This is a genomic window from Rossellomorea sp. NS-SX7 (assembly GCF_052828565.1).
In genome coordinates this window covers 1,443,596-1,463,479 of sequence record NZ_CM128249.1, presented here as the reverse complement: position 1 = coordinate 1,463,479, position 19,884 = coordinate 1,443,596, and the positions used below count along the sequence as shown (strand labels likewise).

Sequence of the window (19,884 nt, the reverse complement as noted above, 5' to 3'; positions counted from 1 at the left end):
CTCTACACCATGTACTTCATTATTGATTGAGCAATTCCCTCAACATTTACAACTTCATCTGCAAGATTCGAAGCTATGACTGATTTCGGCATCCCGTATACGATACACGTTTCATGTGACTCTGCGATCGTTTTTACAGACCCTGACACCTTAAGTTTTTTTAACCCCTGTGTTCCATCTGAGCCCATCCCCGTCATGATGACAGTAACTATATTACGATCCCTTATTGTTACCGCTGATTCAAAAAGGACATCAACGGACGGACGGTGTCCATTACGGGGGGATTCTTCTTTGTTTAATTCGACCTTAAGCTTTGTCTCTGATTGTTTTATTTTCATATGAAATCCACCGGGTGCTATATATGCAGTACCTTTATGAAGCTGTTCCCCATGCTCTGCTTCTTTCACCCTGATACTTGAAAGCGAGTCTAAGCGGTCAGCCAATGACTTAGTAAAGCCTGGAGGCATATGCTGAACGATGAGCACAGGTGCATCCAAAGTGGAAGGTAAGCCTGTCAGCACATGCTGCAATGCCCTTGGTCCCCCTGTAGAGGTCCCTATGAGAATGATCCCCGGTTTATTGTTGTCTTGTGTATAAGTAGCAGGACTTATCTGGGTAACGGCAGTTTCTTTATTTTCAGTCATGATCGTCTTGTTCTGAACAGAAGCTGATGAAGTCCGATTGTTCAATAGTTTAGTGATTGAAACTTGACTCGCCGCTAATACCTTTTGTACGATTTCATCCTGAATCTTATGTAAATCTAGTGAGATTGTACCTGATGGCTTTGCAATGAAATCTACCGCACCAAGTTGTATCGCTTTGAATGTTTCCTCCGCTCCCGCTTTGGTGGTCGATGAAAGCATGACGACTGGAACCGGGCATTCGGCCATTATCTTCTTTAATGCTTCAATACCGTTCATTATCGGCATTTCGACGTCCAGGGTGATTACATCAGGTGAAAGTCTTTTTATTTTCGCTATCGCATCCTCCCCATTACGGGCAATACCCACAACTTCCATTAGTTCTGAAGTTGATAGAAAATCACTAATAAGCTTTCTCATAAATGCAGAATCATCTACAACCAGTACTTTTTTCCTCATCATCTTACCTCCTGAAAAATAAATGTTTAATATTTTTCAAGAAAGAAGGTTTCTCACTTGGAATGTTCAACTTGTCAGTTTCTGAAAGTAAATTGTTTGCAAGTGAATGCAAGCTTGAAGAGATAGGTGATCGCGGGAAACTTTTAATCAGGGGGGTCTGCTGGCTGACCGCCTTTCTCACTGCTTGGTCTTCCGGCAAAACTCCCAATGAGATAATGTCTTTACTCAAAAACTTCCTGACAGTTTCCTGTAATCTTGAAATGGTCAACAACCCTTCCTGATTGTTCTCTGCCCGATTGCAGACAAGGAAAAATTCTTTCTCAGCATCCCTCAAATGAATATATTTCATCATGGAATATGCATCAGTGATAGAAGTCGGCTCGGGAGTCGTCACGACCAATATTTGTTCCATCGTCAATAGAAATTGGAGTGTTTCTTTTGTGGCTCCCGCTCCCATATCAAAGATAATATAGTCGTACTTCAGGACCAGATGACCCATAGCTTCAAAAAAGCGCTCTTTCTGCTCTTCCTTCCACTCTACTATACTTTTAAGTCCGTTCCCTGCACTGATATAGGAAATCCCATGAACGTTCTCACATATCACATCTTCTATCGCCAGTTCCTTGTCCTCAATATAGTCCATGATTGAATATCTATGATTACTGCCCATCAGTATATGGATATTCCCCATTCCAATGTCCATATCAAATAAAAGAACTTCCTTACCCGCCTCGCCTAATAGAATCGAAAGGTTAGTGGAAATGTTAGACTTCCCCACTCCTCCTTTTCCACTGACAATACCGATCGTTTTGGCTGGTGTTGTTGAATTCAACAGCATTTTCTGTCTTAAATTATAGGCTTGATCTTTCATAACTGAACCCTTTCAGAAGCAGCTCTCCGATATCCTCGGCCTTTACTTCAGTTATATCTTCAGGAACATCCTGACCTGTCGTTAGATAAGCAATACCTGTCTTTGATTCGGTGATGATATTCACCATCGAGCCATAGCTTGACGTTTCATCAAGCTTCGTGAAGATAAAGCGGTCGATTTCAATGGAAGAGAATTGTCTGATGATTTCTTTCATATCACTTTCTTTACTTGTCAGTGATAGCACAAGAAATGTTTCCATATCGCATTTGAAGTCAATGACCGTCTGGAGGTCCTCTACATATTTCTTCTCCCTGAAATTCCTGCCTGCCGTATCAATGAATACATGATCGAAATCCTTGAATTTTTCAATGGCTTTTTGGTAATCTTCAAGCTTATATACTACTTCCACCGGAACATTCAACAGCCCGGCGTACGTTTTTAATTGTTCAATGGCTGCTATCCTATAGGTATCCGTAGTGATGAAACCAACTTTCATTTTCTTTTCAATCACTGCTTCAGCAGCCATTTTCGCAAGAGTGGTCGTTTTCCCAACCCCTGTGGGTCCGATCACATTGATATATTTTTTCTTATAACTTATACCGCTCATCGGGAGATCACTTACCGTATTCTTCAAGAAATGTTTAGCATCCTTAAGTAATGAATCTCTCAACTCTTGGTGACCTTCCTTAACTGACTTCAATCCGTCTTCCAGGTAATCACCCGCTTGTAGTATCAAAGACTCATTAATCCCTTGACATTGCAGGTGGATCAATATTTCACGTATGGAAGAATCATATCTTTCGAATTCATTGCTTGATTTAAATGAAGATATCATCTTTTTTAGTTCTTTTAACTCTTTATGGACAGAGTCTTCATTGACCGGCTGTTTTATTCTGGGCTTATCTTCTTTTATAGGAGTCGTCTTCGGTATAACAGGCTGTGAACGTAGACGTTTCATCTCTGCTTTTTCTTTTTCAATACCAGGATCGACTGCTGCAATGACTTCGACCATTTTTTTCTTGAACAAACCGAAAACTCCGCCAGAATGGGTAACTTTTGAATTTAAGATAACCGCGTCTTCTCCAAGGTCGTTCCTGACTTTTTTCATGGCTTCATTCATAGTAGGTGCAACATATTTAATTACTTTCAATCTACATTCACCACCCCAACACTTTGTACTTCTACATTTGCTTCTAATTCGTTGTATGACAGGATCGGCACTTGCGGGAAGTATCTTTCAGTTAATTGTCTCACGTACATCCTGACTGCAGGTGAACATAAGATGATCGGTGATTCTTCCATCAAGGATAATTGTTCTATCTGGGACGCGATTGATTCGAGTATCCGCTGTGAATCATTTGGGTCCATTGATAAATAATTTCCATGTTCTGTTTGCTGGATGGAGTCTGCGATCATCTTTTCTGCCTTACCGGCCATGGTAACCACTTTAAGAGACCCGTTTTCCTGGACATATTGAGTTGTGATTTGACGTGCAAGTGCCTGTCTTGCGTACTCTGCCAGCAAATCTGTATCAGAACTCATTTTCGAAAAGTCGGCCAGTGTTTCAAAAATGATTGGTAGATTACGAATTGACACATTCTCTTTCAACAGCTTTGCCAGCACTTTCTGAACTTCCCCAACAGACAACGGATTGGGGGTAACCTCTTCGACCAAAATGGGATAAGACTCCTGGAGATGATCGATTAGTTGTTTTGTCTCTTGCCTTCCGAGAAGCTCATGGGCGTTCGTCTTGATCACTTCAGTGATATGAGTGGAAACAACAGATGGCGGATCTACGACTGTATAACCGAATATTTCCGCCTGTTCTTTCATTTCCTCAGAAATCCATTTTGCCGGCAGTCCGAATGATGGTTCGATCGTATCTATACCTTCAATTGAATCATCTTCAACTCCTGGACTCATGGCCAAATAATGATCGAGCAGCAATTCTCCGCGCGCCATTTCATTCCCCTTGATCTTCAAGCGGTACTCATTGGGCTGAAGCTGTATATTATCCCTAATTCTGACCACTGGAATCACCAGTCCCAACTCGATAGCCAACTGCCTTCTGATCATGACGATTCGATCAAGCAGATCTCCCCCCTGATTCGTATCAGCCAAGGGGATTAATCCGTAGCCGAACTCAAACTCAATCGGGTCGACGTTAAGAAGATTTACAACACTTTCCGGACTCTTCATCTCATCTGTTTCCACTTCTTCTTCCATCGCAGCTATTTCTGTTTCACTTTCAGCAGGGGTGCGTGAAAGCATGTATCCTCCAAACGCCATTGCTGCAGCAATAGGTATGGTTAAAATGTCGTCTATAGGTGTTGCCACTCCAAGCATGAAAATCGTAAATGCGGCAACATAGAGCATAAATGGATAAGCTAATAGCTGCTTCATGATATCCTGTCCAAGGTTTCCCTCCGAAGCGGCCCTTGTTACCACGATTCCCGTGGCGGTGGAAATCAATAAGGCAGGTATTTGACTGACGATCCCGTCTCCCACTGTGAGAAGGGAATAGCGTGTCGCTGCCTCCCCGATCGGAAGTCCCTGCTGGGTCATACCGATGATAATGCCGAAGATCAAGTTGATCATGACGATGACTATACCTGCGATCGCGTCACCTTTTACGAATTTGGAAGCACCATCCATGGCACCATAAAAGTCTGCTTCCCTGCTGATTTTATCTCTTCGGTGCCTGGCATCGTGTTCCGATATCATTCCAGCATTCAAGTCTGCATCGATACTCATTTGCTTCCCGGGCATTGCATCAAGAGTAAACCTTGCCGCTACTTCTGATACACGTTCAGATCCTTTCGTAATAACTATGAACTGAATGACAATCAGGATTACGAAGACAACCAGTCCCACTAAAACATTTCCACCCACAACAAATGTTCCAAATGTTTCCACAACACCCCCTGCTTCTCCTTTACTGAGAATCGATCTTGTTGTGGAAACATTTAGACCTAAGCGGAAAAGCGTAAGCAGCAGTAATAAAGACGGAAATATTGAAAATTGAAGGGGTTCATTCATATTCATGGACGTTAGGAGCACTAAAAGAGCTAGTGAAATATTAATGATGATCAGCACGCTCAACATCCATGACGGAAATGGGATGATCAGCATGGCTACAATCAATATGACACTGGCTAATACGGATAAATCTCTTGCTGACATACTATTACTCTCCTAACATTCTTACAGTTTGTTTTTGATCCGATACACATAGGCCAAAATTTCAGCTACCGCTTTGAAGAATTCTTCAGGGACCGTATCCCCGATTTCGGCTGAATCGTACAGGGATCGCGCTAATGGACGGTTCTCCACCATCACCACATCATTTTCTTTCGCGATGTATTTAATCTTTTGTGCCAGATAGTCAACTCCTTTGGCAACGACATAAGGAGCGTCTCGTTTATTTTCATCATATTTCAGCGCAATGGCAAAGTGAGTAGGGTTCGTAATCACCACATCGGCCTGCGGGACTTCCTGCATCATGCGGCGCATCGCCATTTCCCGCTGCCTTTGTTTGATTTTTGATTTGATCAACGGGTCACCTTCGATATTCTTATGCTCATCCTTCAAATCCTGTTTTGACATCCGGATATTCTTTTCAAAATCATATTTTTGATAAAGGTAATCGAATACCGATAGGAATAACAGCGCCAGTGAAGCGGCTATGCCCATCTGAACGGCTAACTTTGCCATCACGGCCAGCGAATCTCCCACCGACTTGAAAGATAGACTCAGCACTTCTTCTATATTCGTCCATAGGATGACAAATGTGATGGCACCAATAAAGGAGATTTTCAAAATGGATTTTAACAACTCGACAATCGCCCTCAGAGAAAAAATCCGCTTAAATCCCTTTATCGGGTCGATTTTTTCCAATTTTGGTTCCAAAGGTTTGGTGGTGAACATGACACCCACCTGAATGTAGTTGGAAACAACACCAGCCGCCAGTGCAACCAGCATGATCGGTCCGAGCAGCAGCGCCAGTTCTTTCATAAGATCCAATGTAATGACCTGTACAGTATTTTCAGTGACCTCCATCAGCATATATTCCTGAAAAGAATGACGAAACAGATCAAATACAATATTCCCGATATAAGAGGCACCGAAGGTTAAGAATAAGAAAACGGCCAGCAGGATGATCGCTGTGTTTACATCCTGACTTTTAGCAGTCTGCCCTTTCTTCCTGGCATCGTCCCTTTTTTTGGGTGTGGCCTTTTCTGTTTTTTCGCCGCTGAAAAACTGTAAATCTAATGATATCCACTGCACCTTACGATCCTCCAATTAACTTCATTAAATCCCTCATGGTCACGAACATCATTTCAAATAACTGCTGCATGACCGCGAACATTACCCCCATTACGATAAAAAGAACAATGAATGAGACCGCTATTTTTATCGGGAATCCCACTACGAATACATTCAGCTGCGGCACGGTCCTTGCAACAATCCCCAATGCGACATCCACCAGGAAGAGAGTGGCTACAACCGGGATGGACATCTGAAAAGCGATAATGAACATGGAATTGAATGTTTTGACAATATAGTCAATCAACATTTCATCACCCAACGGGATCCACGGGCTGTCAATCGGGATGAGCTGGTAACTGTAAAAAATACCGTCAAGAATTAAATGGTGGCCATTCAATGCCAGCAATAATAAAAGGGCAAACGTATATAAATACTGACCCATCAAAGGGCTTTGAGCACCAGTCTGGGGATCTATGACATTCGCGATGGCAAAGCCCATTTGAAAGTCGATAAACCCTCCGGCAATTTGAATCGCGGAAATAATCATATATGCAACAAACCCGATCAGAAGTCCGATCATCGCTTCTTTCATCACAAGCAGAAAGTATTGCCCGTTGATTTCAAAAGCCTTCGATTCAACCGTATAATACATCACCCAGGAAAGAACCAGCGAGAAGGCAAGCCGATGCTGAGCTGGTATATTACGATATGAAAACAAAGGCATGGTGACAAAAAATGCTGAAACCCTAACAAAAACCAGTAAGAATACCGATAATACAGGTACAAGCTCTGCCATTCTATTAACCTACAAACCTTGTCAAGTCGGAAAAGATCTGTGATGAATAAGTGACGATTTTAGTCAGCATCCACGGCCCGAAAAACACAATCCCGATCAATACAGCTACAATCTTAGGAATGAACGCAAGCGTTTGTTCCTGGATCTGGGTTGTCGCCTGGAATATGCTTACGATCAAACCTACAACAAGTGCAAGCACCAATAATGGCCCTGAAACGATCAAGGTTACATAAATCCCCCGCTCGGCTAATGCTATAACAGATTCGGCATTCATAAAACTCACCTACTTAAAAACTTTCTAATAGAGATTTAACGACCAAGTACCAGCCATCCACTAGTACAAAGAGCAATATCTTAAATGGTAATGAGATCATAACCGGCGGAAGCATCATCATTCCCATAGACATTAGAACACTGGCCACTACCATATCAATGACAAGAAACGGAATGAAAACCATGAAACCGATCTGAAAAGCTGTTTTGATTTCACTCAAGGCAAATGCCGGAACGAGTGATGTCATCGGGATATCAGCAATTGATTCCGGTCTCTCAGCACCTGAGTAGTTTAAGAAAAGCTCCAGATCCTTCTGCCTGGTATGTTTACTCATAAATTCTTTAAAAGGGACAGCTGCGTTCTCATACGCTTCTTCAAGGTTGATTTCTTCATTAAAGAGCGGAGTCAAAGCCTGATCGTTAACCTCCTGGAACGTCGGTGCCATAATAAAAAAGGTCAGGAATAGGGAAAGACCGATCAAGACCTGGTTAGGCGGCATTTGCTGTGTTGCCAGTGAAGTCCTTACAAAGGAAAGGACAATCATGATCCGTGTAAAAGACGTCATAAGGATGAGTATACTGGGAGCCAGGGAAAGAACCGTGAATAATAGTAGAAGCTTTACACTTGTTGAGACAGAATCTGCTGAGCTGCTATTAAAAAATTCCATGAATTCATTCATCTGAATGGTTCTCCTTATTCTTTAAATCCTTAAGCATCCTTTTTCTTCCTTTGCTCATTTCCTCCAGCTGTGTTTTGAGATGGGATTGGAAAGAGCTTGGTGAAGTATCGGATTCACCGCCTTTTACTTTCATCAGCAGATTTGTAACTAATGTTTTCGGGTCTTTCAATTGTTCAGACCCACTATTATAAAAAGCCAGAATCTCTTCTTTTTCTTTTTCGTCCTGAACCTCTTTCAAAAGCTGGATGTCTTCACCAACTCCTAGTACCAGTACCTGATTTCCCACTTTCACAATTTGCACGGAGCGGTTCCCTCCAAGAGGTGCACCGCCTAAATGGTTAATCATCTTTGTCTGCTGAAATGATCTTCCTTTTTGATTGATGAATTTCAGGAGGAAGTATATAAGTGCAACAACAAAAATCAACGCAAAAATCATTTTCACATAATCAAAAAAAGTGACCGTCGGGGTTTGCATCTCTGCAGGGGCTTCGTTGGTGGAAGCCGGAGCGTCTTTGTTTGCATCATTCTCCCCTTTAGGTTCTTCATACCAATCATCAACAGATTTCATGCTGGCAAGTGCCGTTGTGCCTCCAGCACTTGCCAAGATAAAGATACATACTACACTCACTATTAGTTGAAGCTTCTTCAATCAATACACCTTCTTACATAACTGTTAACTTAAAGCCTTTTGGATCGCTTCAATTACCCGGTCCGCCTGGAATGGCTTGACGATGAAGTCCTTAGCCCCTGCTTGAATTGCATCGATTACCATAGCCTGCTGTCCCATTGCCGAACACATGATGATTTTCGCACCGGGATCCATCGCTTTAATATCCTTCAGTGCTGCGATACCATCTTTTTCAGGCATTGTGATATCCATTGTCACCAAGTCAGGCTGCACTTCTTTGTACTTTTCAACTGCCTGGGCTCCATCTGCAGCCTCACCCACTACTTCAAATCCGTTTTTTGTCAAAATATCCTTAATCATCATTCGCATAAATGCAGCGTCATCCACTATCAAAATTTTATTCGCCATCGCCGTCATCCTCCATTTTTCACATAATTTATCCAGGTATTTCGCATTCTCTGTCACACATGATATTTTCCTTATAAATCCAATCAAGTCTCGGTTTTATAGAGTCGTGTACTCACTCCACTCAGGCCTTCAGGACAACGTGCGACATTCTTTTAGAAAAAAACCCTTATTTAAGTTTGTTCAACCGATCGCTCGGACTGACGATATCCGTGATCCGGACACCGAAATTTTCATCAATTACAACGACTTCTCCTTTGGCAATCAGCCTGCTGTTCACTAATATATCGACAGGTTCCCCAGCTAACTTATCCAGCTCAATGATCGACCCTGAAGACATTTCCAGTATGTCCTTCACTGAACGGTTTGTTCTTCCAAGCTCAACCGTCACCTGTAAAGGTATATCAAGAAGCATATTCAGATTCTTTGACTCCTGCTGTCCCAATCCGGCTGGTTCAAAGTTTGAAAATGTAGCCGGCTGCACATTCACTGGCTGCTGTCCGGAATAGCTTTGCCCTCCGTAATGCTGAGCCTGATGCTGTCCTGCGTGTGCTGAAGCAGCACCCACATTCGCATATTCCGGGGCCAAGTCGTTTTGAACCGTGCGGCCTTCGGGAGGCTGGGCATTTGATTCAAGCTGTATCCCTGGCGCTTCTGAAGGCAGATGTGTATCTTCTGCTATTTCTTCAGCACCACCATTCATCAGCTCATCAACAAGACTTTTGGCAAAACTTAATGGAAGGAGCTGCATGATATTTGAATCAATAAGATTACCGATCTTAAGTGAAAATGACACTTTGACAAGCAAGTCCTGATCCGGCAGGTTATCCTGTCCTTCCCCTTGGGGGATATACATCAAATCCACCGACGGAGGCGAAATATCGACCTTTTTACTGAACACGGTCGACATTGAGGTCGCTGCCGAACCCATCATTTGATTCATTGCTTCCTGAACTGCGCTAAGCTGGATTTCCCCGAGTTCCCCCGAAGGGTTCAACCCATCTCCTCCCAGCATTAGATCAGCTATGATGGAAGCATCCGATTGTTTGATCACTAACAGGTTTGCACCTGAAAAACCTTCAGTATATTGAACTTCTATCGCAACGTATGGATGAGGAAATTCTTCCTCTAAGGAATTTTTATTCACAATGGAAACTTTAGGGGTTGTAATTTCAACTTTTTGATTAAGTAAGGTTGATAAAGCTGTTGCGGAACTTCCAAAAGAGATATTCCCAATCTCACCTAAAGCATCTTGTTCCATGGAACTGATATATTCTTCTATGTTCATCTCGCTGGAATCCTGTTCTTCAGGTTCTGCAGAGCCTCTAAGAAGCGCATCGATTTCATCCTGTGATAACATATCATCACTCATCATCGTCGTCTCCCCCTTTCAATGATTCTAAAATTTGAATGGCCAGTCTGTTGTTGGATTTACCTGGCTGGGCAGTGAATTTTGGAATCTCACCGACTTTAATGGTTAGCGGGTCATCGATTCTTGTATTCAATTGGATGACATCCCCTCGATCGAGCATCAGGAAATCTTCAATCGATATTTCAGAGCCTCCAAGCTCTGCGACCACAGGTACATAAGCCTTCTTTATTCTTTTCTCCAGGTTTGCCGCTTCTTCGGGCTTGATGTCTTTTTTCTTTGATTCCATCCAATAACTTCCTGACAGCTTAGGGAGTATCGGTTCCAACACAACATGCGGAATGCAAATATTGATCATTCCACTTGTTTCCCCGATTGTCGTATTTAACGAAATGACAACGACTGTTTCATTTGGAGAAACCATCTGAAGGAATTGCGGATTGACTTCAAATTCCGCAAGTACCGGATCAACATCTACCACAGTGCTCCATGCTTCACTCAAGTTTTCAAAAGCACGCTCGAACAACTGCGACATGATGGTGGTTTCAATCTCAGTCAGATTCTCCACTTTATTTACACTGACTCCTTTTCCCCCCATCACACGGTCCATCATCGAATAAGCGATATTCGGATTGATTTCCATAAGGATTCTGCCGTCCAATGGAGGGAGTTCGTACACATTTAGAATCGTCATCTTTGGTACTGAACGGATAAACTCTTCATAAGGTATCTGATCAGCGGAGGCAACATTTATATGCACATATGTACGAAGCTGAGCTGAAAAATACGTCGTCAGGATCCTGGCAAAATTCTCATGTATGCGTGTCAAGCTTCGGATTTGATCTTTTGAAAATCGTAATGCCCGCTTGAAGTCATATACTTTTACTTTTCTCTCTTCTTCTTCTTTTTTAAAATCATCCGCACTCATCTCACCTGTGTTCAATGCAGATAACAGGGCATCGATTTCACTTTGCGATAAAACATCTGCCATTTCTTCACCCCCGGCCCTTGCATTTTATGATCATCACTGAATCATCATAGAGGTGATGTACACTTTTTCTACCATGCCTTCTTGCATCAGGGTATTCACCTTTTCCTTGACCTTGCCTTCAATCAATTCTTTTCCCTTTTTTCCCTGCAGGTCTTCTGCTTTCATCTCAGAAAGTTCTTCTATGATGATGTTATTCACTTGGAAATCTCTTTTCTCTAACTCTTCTTTTGCTTTTTCGCTGTCCGTTTGAATCTTGAATGAAATACGTATAAAATCATTGCTTAAGAGATTGGTTGTGATTTCGGGTATATCGACAGAGGCTTCAATGACCTCTTCAATGGAAGGCTCCTTTGTTTCTTCTTCATCCGAGAATTTTAATATGACAACCAATGCGATCACTCCTACCAGAGTGATGGTTACCAGTAAGATCATCATGATGGTTAAGAATTTGTTTTTCAATCTGCACTGCCTCCTTTGAACCCTGGATCGAGAAGGTTAACTTTACGAAAAAAATCAAGAGACTGAACATTCACCTCGTCAACCGATTCTTTCACTACATATCTTCGCCCATTGGTTAGTTGTATTGTCGTATCCGGGAATGCTTCAACGGTCTCTATGTAAAAAGCATTGAGGGTAAAGGATTTACCGTTCAATCTAGTTAACGTAATCATATTATGTAGAACTGACCCAAAACCTAAGCAGAAAAAAGCTTCATGTTTGAGTCAGCTCCTTACCTCCCTTAGTAACGAATTATCGTTTCAGATTAACCAGTTCCTGCAAGATTTCATCCGAGGTAGTGATGATTCTCGTGTTTGCCTGGAATCCGCGTTGTGCCGTGATCATTTCAGTGAATTCTTCAGATAGATCCACATTGGACATTTCAAGTGAACCGGATTGAAGGGAGCCTCTTCCTTCTCCAGCTAATCCCATGTTAGGGAGTCCCGAGTTGTTGGATGCCTGGAATAGATTATTCCCTGCCTTTGTAAGTCCTCCCGGATTTGAAAATGTCGCTAATGCGAGCTGGCTCAACACTCGTACTTCACCATTTGAAAATACACCGTTCACTTCACCGGAAGATCCGATATTGAAGCTTTCGAGGTAACCTTCTGAGTTACCGTTCACAGTATCTGTATTTGCGGATGAAGAGCTGTCGAACTGGGTGATCTTTGAGAAATCCATGTCAATTTCCAAATCATTTGCCCCATTCGTATTGGACAAATTCAATTCATGCGGCATAGCAGTGGTCAATTTACCATCCTGATCAAAATTAAATGATAAACTTCCGCCGCCGGCGACAGTTATTCCAGTTGTCAAGCTGGTTATATCCGCTGTCCATGCGTTGTTACCTGCACCTTTGGTCAGGGTGATGTTCAAGCTGATATCGTTCCCTTGGGAATCTTTTACTTTTGTTTCAATTTCTACTTCGGCACCTTCTTCAGCAGTCGCTTTTAAATTCCCATTGTAAGCTGCCTTGGTGGTCGCTTGCGGCGCCATTGTAGTATCCGTATCGATCTTGATATCTGTTACCCCTGATCGATTGACCACTCCATCTGCATCAACCGGATAACCTTGTACAAGAGCTCCCCCTCCCGTCACAAGACTACCATTTGAATCTAAATAGAAGTTTCCGGCTCTTGTATAAAGTTCATTGTTACCTTGTCTGACCATGAAGAATCCGTCGCCTGAAACTGCAACATCCAGTGATCTTCCTGTCGTTTGTAGACTTCCTTGAGTCTGGATACTGTCAATGGATGACAGAGTAGAACCTAATCCTACTTGCATTGCATTTTGACCGCCGCGGTTTTCAGTTGCCCGGCTTGCTCCCGACACTGTCTGGTTCATAAGATCCTGAAACGTTACACGTCCTTTCTTATACCCATAAGTATTAACATTCGCAATATTATTCCCAATGACGTCTAGTTTTGTTTGAAAGTTCTTCATCCCGCTGATACCTGAATACATTGAACGTAGCATGAATTTTTTCCCCTTTCGTGATTAGCTGCTTCTATCATTCCACAGCGTTTAGGCTTCCTTAAAGGTCCAGCCTATGAATCTATTAAGATCGTTCCATTAATATTTGTGAAAATTTGCGAATTAGCTTCCTGCCTGTCCAGTGCCGTTATGACCGTCTGATTTCTTGCACTGACGATTAATGCAGCATCTTTCAGTAAAACGAGTGATTCCTGAACACCCTTGGATTTTGCTTCTCTGACCTTTTCCCCTATTTCTTCCCATTTCTGCGGGGAAATTGATATTCCTCTTTGTTCCATCCTTGCCTTGGCATGTTTACTAATCTGCATTTCAGTTGAACGGGTCATCGCTTTATTTAACTCAGTTACAAATGAAGGGCTTCTATTAGTACTGGAATCAACTGCTTTCGGCTTTAAGGCAGTCGATAAAGGCTGCGGTGGAATGCGATGCAAGAAAGCTTTATCCATACAACCACTCCTTATTGAGACTCAATTTTTAACAGGTGATCGCTTAGGACCTTACCACCTGAATCAGTATGGATCCAAATTCGGGAATCTTTTGAAGACACAGACTGCACGATACCACTGACTTCCCCTTCTTCACCTTCCCACGTCACTTTTTTCCCTATCAACATTGAAGCATTGACCAGTGAAACGTCTGAAGAAGTCCCGTTATTCACTTGTGAGATATTTCCCGGATTAAGAATGGTGCCGTCCTCCATGATGAATTCAACGCTATCTGCTTTAAAGCGGACCCCTTTGACTAGTCCTTGACCTTCAGAAATTTCAGGTGCTTCATTTGAATCCGATTCCGAGATTTTATGCCAGGTTACCTGTTTTCCGACAAATTGATTGTACGCAATCAATTGAGATTGATTTTGGTTCTCCACAAATTTCTCCATTGTCTTTGTGAGATTTGTCATTTGTTCCAATGATGAAAATGTAGCCATTTGAGCAATAAAGTCCTTGTCCTGCATGGGATTCATCGGATCCTGATTCTGAAGCTGGGTCATCAGGATTTTGAGGAAATCATCTTTTCCTAAAATATCATTTCCACCTTCACGCTTCTTCGACTGCATGGTTGAATAAAGTAAACTTGGATCTATCTTTGTCATATCATCACCTATACTTCGCTATTCACGAGATATTCTTTAAAGGATACTGGATCCTGTTCCTCATTATTTTTCGAGTTATCCTGATGGTCTTTCTTTGTCTGGCCATTGGACTGCTGTTGGGATTGACCTTTCGATTGCCTTTCCGATTCTGTCAGTGCCTGTGAGATTTCAATCTTTTCGACCTGTAAATTCTGGGAAGCAAATGCATGCTTCAATCCTTGAATCTGCGAATCAAGCAATTCCTTAGCAGTTGCAGTGGTAGCCAGGATTTTCGCTGTCATCATCCCATTGTGCTGGAGTAGCTCGATACGTAATGATCCCAACTGTTCCGGATACAATTTAATCAACAGCTTACTCATGTTAGGCTGGGTTTGCATGTGAGATTTACTTAAAATGGATTGGAGATCTTTCACAAATTTTTCATAATGCATCTGGCCCTTTGCCTGTGACAAAGTCATTGAAAATTGTTCCGCTTTGGGAAGTACTATATGAAGATGATTTCCAGGGCCAGTCTGGAGGTTCTTGTTCTGTTCCGTTTTAATTCCTTCCGTTGCCGTCTCAGGCGGGATGTGACGGTTATAAGCAGCCTTCATGATTTCATTCCAGCTCTTCGGCTGATTCGTCATACCAGCCATGACAGTATCCGCTTTGTGGTGGAGCTGTTTCAGGAGATCCTTCACTTCAAACACTTTTTGAGCTTCCGTAATGGGAAGTTCTTTACGAGTGGCAAACCATTCAATTACTTTCGACAGCTTGACGAGTTCCTCCAGCCTGTGTAGATTCTTTGATTGAATCGCCTCTTTACTAAAGGACAACTGTAATAGCTGTAAAACTGAAACCAAAGATTCCAACGAGAGTTCTTCTTCTGCCTCTTTCTCTGAAAGGGAAGGTATCGCGTCTTGTAGCTGTGAATGGAGTTTATCGATTTCAGTTAAATCGATCCCCAGAATTTCGGCAATCATTCCGATATCCAGCTCACCCATCTGATTCAATGTCAGCATTTGTTCTTCAGAAAGTTCCATTCCTTCCAATCCTTCTGCACTCATCAACTGACTTAATACTGATAAGTCTGGAGTCATTTCAATATGCGTCGACGCACTGCTTTGGATCGAGCCATTTAAACTTCCAAGCAAATGATGAGAAAATGTTTCATTATTCACAGGTTTGGATGTCAGTGAATTAATTCCATGCCCTGCAGTCCCTTTATGCTGTACAGTTTTGATCACTCCGATATCCATCATTTCACCTCCTCTCAGCTCTTTAAGGTTTAGCTTTCATCTGCAGACAATAACCCCGTATACCTTGCAGCATCTTCAGGCGGCATTTTCTCCAAGATGTCAGCCAAATCATCGGGTTTGATGCTGGATAAAATTTTTATTGCCTCTTGATCTTCCATTTTCAAAAGTACCGGTGCCGCGCTTTTTGCCGACATTGATTCAAATGTGCTTACGACTTCTTTAAATGCCCGCTTATTTTCTTCACCAATCTGCCTCAGTTCTTCCAACTCGAGTTTCTGCTGTTCAATCGTTGCCTGGAGTTTCTCATTTTCTTTTTCCTTGCCGCCGATCTCACTTTGGAGCTGGGAGATTTTTGCCTCTTTGTCTTCAATGGATGCTTGCAAAGAAACGATCCTGCTCTTAAGCTGTTCTTGATCTTGCTCATTTTCAGCCGGTAGTATGTTTGATACGAAAGGAACGGACTGTGCTTTTTCAAATACATTAATCCCTGCCAGCGTCATCACAACCAAAGCGACGGTAATGGCAAATAAAAGAGGAATGAAGACAACAAAAACAATCCATTGAAAGCGACTATTAGATTTGGTATCTTTCTCTTCTTCGAACACTTTTGGCATTCAATCACCTAATTCCCCGATTCAAATATTGAACAACGGATACTTCATCCAATTGTTTATTTTCATTTTCTTTCATATTTCTCAAAAAGAGGCCGAAATCTTTTTCTCTAATCTTTTCATATTTCTTTACTTCCACGTTCATATCGACGAGTTTTTCTTCATACCAATTCATACGATTCCGTGCTTGGATAACCAGGTCCTGGTAATAAGCGATGGTCTTTTCCAAATTTGTTATGAATTGTTGATGATGCCGGATATCTTGTACAGAAAGGCCGGCCTGAAGTTTGTCAGCCTGGTGGAGTTCCAACTCTTCTTTCTTTTTAAGAAACTCATAGAGCTTTTCCGCCACTTTTTCAAATTTTGCGATGGCGCCTTTGTACTGCTCATTTACTTCATCTTTTTCTTTTTCCTTGAGAGTTAAGATCCGTTCAAATCGATATTGATAACTCATTGTCCGCCATCACCTTTTTCCGCCAACTGAATCAGCTGATTTATGCTGTCTGCCTGAGTGATTTGTTCATACACACCTTGTTTCAGAAATGAAATGATTTTTGGATAATAGTGAATCGCTTCATCAATTTCTCTGGAAGACCCTTTCTTATATGCGCCTATTTGAATTAGATCTTCAGAGTTTAAATAGGTGCTGAGCATTTCCCTGACTTTCACTGATGCATATAAATGCTGAGCGGAAGCAAGATGATTCATGAGACGGCTTACGCTTTTTAACACATTGATGGCAGGGTATTGCCCCCTGTTTGCTATTTGTCGATCCAGGACAATATGACCGTCCAATATCCCCCTGACCGTGTCTGATATCGGTTCATTAAGATCATCGCCATCCACCAGTACAGTATAAAATGCAGTGATACTGCCTTTTAAGTTGGTTCCCGTCCTTTCGAGCAGCTTAGGAAGAATGGCAAATACAGAAGGAGTATACCCTTTAGTCGTAGGCGGTTCACCTACAGCCAAGCCAATTTCCCTCTGTGCCATTGCTACGCGGGTTGCAGAATCCATCATCAACATGACATTCATTCCTTTATCGCGAAAATATTCCGCAATGGCAGTTGCGGTAAAAGCTCCCTTGATTCTCATGAGGGCGGGCTGGTCCGATGTAGCAGCGACGACAATCGTCCTCTTTAATCCTTCTTCCCCCAAGTCCCTCTCAATGAACTCCCTGACTTCCCTGCCGCGTTCTCCTATTAAAGCGATGACGTTCAGATCAGCTTTTGTGTTACGGGCTATCATTCCCAATAAGGTGCTTTTGCCGACTCCGCTTCCTGCAAAAATACCTACCCGCTGCCCTTTTCCTACAGTCAACATGCTGTCGATTGCTTTCACTCCCACTTCCATGGGTTCATCTATAGGAGGCCTTGAAAGAGGGTTTGGCGGTTCTTGATCGGTGTGAGTGGCAGTCAATCCACCAGGCAGCATACTTCCGTCCAATGGATTCCCCAATGAATCCACAACTTTTCCGATCAATGCCGGACCAATTTTAATTTCAAGCGGTTTTGAGGTTGCTTCGACCAGACTTCCGGGTGATATATCCTGCATATTTGAATAGGGCATAAGAATAACCAATTGACCGTTAAAACCCACGACTTCAGCCGGAATGATCCTCGGAACCCCTCGGCTCTGGATGTGAATATGGCATACCTCACCGACAGAACTTTCAGGACCTTGTGACTCGATCATCAGGCCGACTGCCCGTTTTACTTTCCCATACTTTTTAAACGTAGGGACCTGATTTATATGCGGAAGTAAGTCTTTTGCTTTCATGTTGCATCCCCCTGCAGAATCTCAAGCAGTTTGTGTTTTAATTCCTTTAACTGGGAATCGATACTGACGATGATTCTTCCTTGATTTGTTTCTATGTAACTTTCTTGAGGATTCAACTCTTCGTTCGCATAAATAAAACACTGTACATTTGCAGGAAATACCACTTCTATTTCATCTTTGTTCTCCATCAGGAGAGCGTACTTTGAAGGATGGCAATGAATTTGCACTTCAGGTAATTCCCTTACTTCCTTCAACCCCCGTTTTATGATCGAGATAAATGTCTCCGGGTCGTCATCTATCTTTTGTCCAATGATTTTTTCAGCACTTGCGATTGCTAGGGATACAATGACTTTTTCAGCATTTTCAAGATAGGCATAATATTGTTGCTTGTTGGTTTCGATGATCGTATCAGCTTCCTTGAGTCGTTGGGTATATTCCTGGTAGCCCTTTTTCATTCCTTCTTCTTCACCTTGCTGAAACCCGACATTATACGCTTCTTGAATATACTGCTCGCGTTCTTTCACCCAAATGTCTTTTTCCTGTTGAATTTGATCATGAATTCGCATTTGTTCTTCAAAAGCTTCTTCCATCATCTTTTCAGCTTTACCTTGTGCTTCTGAAATCAACTTATCTATTTCTCTATTTTGCATCTGTAAACGGATTGTTTCATCCGACTGAGAACCCTCTTTCATGGAAGAACGAATTTCTTTGAGCGCTATGACCTTTTCATTCTTCTCCCGGGACTGGGTCATGGTAGATTTGATGATCCTAGACAATAATATCGTCCCCTCCACCACGGGCAATAATGATTTCCCCGGCTTCTTCTAATCTTCTGATGATTGCAACGATCCTTGACTGTGCTTCCTCAACATCACGAAGTCTGACAGGACCCATAAACTCCATCTCTTCTTTTAACGTTTCCACCATACGGTTAGACATATTTTTAAATACGATTTCCTTCACTTCATCACTGGAGACCTTAAGTGATAGAAGGAGATCTTCATTGTCACAGTCTCTGATAACCCGTTGAATGGAACGGCCATCAAGAGTGACAATATCCTCGAATACAAACATTCTCTTTTTGATTTCTTCAGCCAATTCTGGATCCTGTATTTCCAGTGCATCGAGAATGGTTTTCTCTGTAGAGCGGTCTACTCCATTGAGGACTTCGACTACAGCTTCTACGCCGCCTGTTTGAGTATAATCCTGTGTAACTGTCGCAGATAACTTTCTTTCAAGGATGGCTTCAACTTCACTGATCACTTCCGGTGACGTACCATCCATTATGGCAATTCTTCTTGCAATATCTGCTTGAACCTCTTGAGGAAGCTCTGAAAGAATCTGACCCGACTGTTGCGGGTCTAAATAAGAGAGAATGAGGGCAATCGTTTGCGGGTGCTCATTTTGAATGAAATTCAGGATTTGGGCTGCATCCGCTTTACGTGCAAAGTCGAACGGCTTGACCTGTAACGACGACGTCAGCCGATTGATTATGGCTGCAGCCTGGTCTGAGCCGAGTGCCTTCTCCAAGACTGTTTTCGCATAGCCGATCCCGCCTTGAGATATATAGTCCTGAGCAATCGCGATATTGTGGAATTCTTCTAAAATATCCTCTTTTGCTTCAGTTTCGACCTTTCTCACTCCTGATATCTCCAAAGTCAGCTTCTCGATTTCTTCCTCAGATAAATGTTTATACACTGATGCTGACACATCGGGACCAAGTGAGATCAAGAGGATGGCCGCTTTTTGTTTGCCTGTTAATTCTTTCTCTCTTCTAACCATGTGCTCA

The 19,884-nt window shown here is 42.4% G+C and carries 23 protein-coding genes; all 23 read right to left on the bottom strand.

Features of this window, described 5'->3' with window-relative positions:
- Positions 1 to 2: 2 nt before the first annotated feature.
- The 23 genes from ACUXV2_RS07170 to fliG all read right to left on the bottom strand — a co-directional run bounded on the left by ACUXV2_RS07170 (position 3) and on the right by fliG (position 19,877).
- Positions 3 to 1,103 (bottom strand): protein-glutamate methylesterase/protein-glutamine glutaminase, encoded by a 1,101-nt coding sequence (locus tag ACUXV2_RS07170; RefSeq protein WP_446246337.1) that lies wholly within the window; start codon positions 1,101 to 1,103, stop codon positions 3 to 5.
- Position 1,104: 1 nt separating this feature from the next.
- Positions 1,105 to 1,971 carry a MinD/ParA family protein gene (locus tag ACUXV2_RS07165; RefSeq protein WP_446246336.1) on the bottom strand — a complete coding sequence of 289 codons (867 nt, stop codon included), beginning with the start codon at positions 1,969 to 1,971 and terminating at the stop codon, positions 1,105 to 1,107.
- Positions 1,952 to 3,121, bottom strand: coding sequence for a flagellar biosynthesis protein FlhF (gene flhF / locus ACUXV2_RS07160; protein ID WP_446246335.1), 1,170 nt, complete (start codon positions 3,119 to 3,121; stop codon positions 1,952 to 1,954). Before flhF ends, ACUXV2_RS07165 begins: the two co-directional genes overlap by 20 nt.
- Positions 3,118 to 5,154 carry a flagellar biosynthesis protein FlhA gene (gene flhA, locus ACUXV2_RS07155; protein WP_446246334.1) on the bottom strand — a complete coding sequence of 679 codons (2,037 nt, stop codon included), beginning with the start codon at positions 5,152 to 5,154 and terminating at the stop codon, positions 3,118 to 3,120. Before flhA ends, flhF begins: the two co-directional genes overlap by 4 nt.
- Before the next feature lie 21 nt (positions 5,155 to 5,175).
- Positions 5,176 to 6,258, bottom strand: coding sequence for a flagellar biosynthesis protein FlhB (gene flhB, locus ACUXV2_RS07150; RefSeq protein WP_446246333.1), 1,083 nt, complete (start codon positions 6,256 to 6,258; stop codon positions 5,176 to 5,178).
- Between the two features lies 1 nt (position 6,259).
- Positions 6,260 to 7,036 (bottom strand): flagellar biosynthetic protein FliR, encoded by a 777-nt coding sequence (gene fliR / locus ACUXV2_RS07145; RefSeq protein WP_446246332.1) that lies wholly within the window; start codon positions 7,034 to 7,036, stop codon positions 6,260 to 6,262.
- A 4-nt stretch (positions 7,037 to 7,040) separates the two neighbouring features.
- The gene (gene fliQ, locus ACUXV2_RS07140; RefSeq protein WP_175989009.1) at positions 7,041 to 7,310 is read right to left on the bottom strand and encodes a flagellar biosynthesis protein FliQ; all 270 of its coding nucleotides are present in this window, start codon (positions 7,308 to 7,310) and stop codon (positions 7,041 to 7,043) included.
- Positions 7,311 to 7,323: 13 nt separating this feature from the next.
- On the bottom strand, positions 7,324 to 7,989 hold the full coding sequence (gene fliP / locus ACUXV2_RS07135) for a flagellar type III secretion system pore protein FliP (protein ID WP_446246331.1): 666 nt from the start codon (positions 7,987 to 7,989) through the stop codon (positions 7,324 to 7,326).
- Positions 7,982 to 8,638: a flagellar biosynthetic protein FliO gene (locus tag ACUXV2_RS07130; protein ID WP_446246330.1), complete on the bottom strand. Its 657-nt coding sequence runs from the start codon at positions 8,636 to 8,638 to the stop codon at positions 7,982 to 7,984. The genes fliP and ACUXV2_RS07130 overlap by 8 nt, the downstream gene beginning before the upstream one ends.
- Before the next feature lie 24 nt (positions 8,639 to 8,662).
- Entirely contained in the window at positions 8,663 to 9,025 is a 363-nt protein-coding gene (locus ACUXV2_RS07125) for a response regulator (protein ID WP_032088822.1), read from the bottom strand.
- Positions 9,026 to 9,191: 166 nt separating this feature from the next.
- Positions 9,192 to 10,397 carry a flagellar motor switch phosphatase FliY gene (fliY, locus tag ACUXV2_RS07120; protein ID WP_446246329.1) on the bottom strand — a complete coding sequence of 402 codons (1,206 nt, stop codon included), beginning with the start codon at positions 10,395 to 10,397 and terminating at the stop codon, positions 9,192 to 9,194.
- Positions 10,387 to 11,382, bottom strand: a complete 996-nt coding sequence (fliM, locus tag ACUXV2_RS07115; protein ID WP_446246328.1) for a flagellar motor switch protein FliM — start codon at positions 11,380 to 11,382, stop codon at positions 10,387 to 10,389. The genes fliY and fliM overlap by 11 nt, the downstream gene beginning before the upstream one ends.
- 33 nt (positions 11,383 to 11,415) lie before the next feature.
- Positions 11,416 to 11,841 carry a flagellar basal body-associated protein FliL gene (gene fliL / locus ACUXV2_RS07110; protein WP_446246327.1) on the bottom strand — a complete coding sequence of 142 codons (426 nt, stop codon included), beginning with the start codon at positions 11,839 to 11,841 and terminating at the stop codon, positions 11,416 to 11,418.
- The gene (locus ACUXV2_RS07105; protein ID WP_446246326.1) at positions 11,838 to 12,053 is read right to left on the bottom strand and encodes a flagellar FlbD family protein; all 216 of its coding nucleotides are present in this window, start codon (positions 12,051 to 12,053) and stop codon (positions 11,838 to 11,840) included. Before ACUXV2_RS07105 ends, fliL begins: the two co-directional genes overlap by 4 nt.
- 79 nt (positions 12,054 to 12,132) lie before the next feature.
- Positions 12,133 to 13,356, bottom strand: coding sequence for a flagellar hook protein FlgE (locus ACUXV2_RS07100; RefSeq protein WP_446246325.1), 1,224 nt, complete (start codon positions 13,354 to 13,356; stop codon positions 12,133 to 12,135).
- Positions 13,357 to 13,427: 71 nt separating this feature from the next.
- Positions 13,428 to 13,820 (bottom strand): TIGR02530 family flagellar biosynthesis protein, encoded by a 393-nt coding sequence (locus ACUXV2_RS07095; RefSeq protein WP_446246324.1) that lies wholly within the window; start codon positions 13,818 to 13,820, stop codon positions 13,428 to 13,430.
- 11 nt (positions 13,821 to 13,831) lie between these two features.
- Positions 13,832 to 14,467 carry a flagellar hook assembly protein FlgD gene (gene flgD, locus ACUXV2_RS07090; RefSeq protein WP_446246323.1) on the bottom strand — a complete coding sequence of 212 codons (636 nt, stop codon included), beginning with the start codon at positions 14,465 to 14,467 and terminating at the stop codon, positions 13,832 to 13,834.
- A gap of 8 nt (positions 14,468 to 14,475) precedes the next feature.
- On the bottom strand, positions 14,476 to 15,705 hold the full coding sequence (locus ACUXV2_RS07085) for a flagellar hook-length control protein FliK (RefSeq protein ID WP_446246322.1): 1,230 nt from the start codon (positions 15,703 to 15,705) through the stop codon (positions 14,476 to 14,478).
- 29 nt (positions 15,706 to 15,734) lie between these two features.
- Positions 15,735 to 16,319: a MotE family protein gene (locus tag ACUXV2_RS07080; protein ID WP_446246321.1), complete on the bottom strand. Its 585-nt coding sequence runs from the start codon at positions 16,317 to 16,319 to the stop codon at positions 15,735 to 15,737.
- 4 nt (positions 16,320 to 16,323) lie between these two features.
- A complete protein-coding gene (gene fliJ, locus ACUXV2_RS07075) occupies positions 16,324 to 16,770 on the bottom strand; it encodes a flagellar export protein FliJ (protein ID WP_446246320.1) in 447 nt (148 codons plus the stop codon).
- Complete coding sequence (fliI, locus tag ACUXV2_RS07070; RefSeq protein WP_446246319.1) at positions 16,767 to 18,095, bottom strand: flagellar protein export ATPase FliI; 1,329 nt, start codon at positions 18,093 to 18,095, stop codon at positions 16,767 to 16,769. The genes fliJ and fliI overlap by 4 nt, the downstream gene beginning before the upstream one ends.
- Positions 18,092 to 18,871, bottom strand: coding sequence for a flagellar assembly protein FliH (gene fliH / locus ACUXV2_RS07065; RefSeq protein WP_446246318.1), 780 nt, complete (start codon positions 18,869 to 18,871; stop codon positions 18,092 to 18,094). Before fliH ends, fliI begins: the two co-directional genes overlap by 4 nt.
- A complete protein-coding gene (fliG, locus tag ACUXV2_RS07060) occupies positions 18,864 to 19,877 on the bottom strand; it encodes a flagellar motor switch protein FliG (RefSeq protein WP_446246317.1) in 1,014 nt (337 codons plus the stop codon). Before fliG ends, fliH begins: the two co-directional genes overlap by 8 nt.
- Positions 19,878 to 19,884 lie beyond the last annotated feature (7 nt).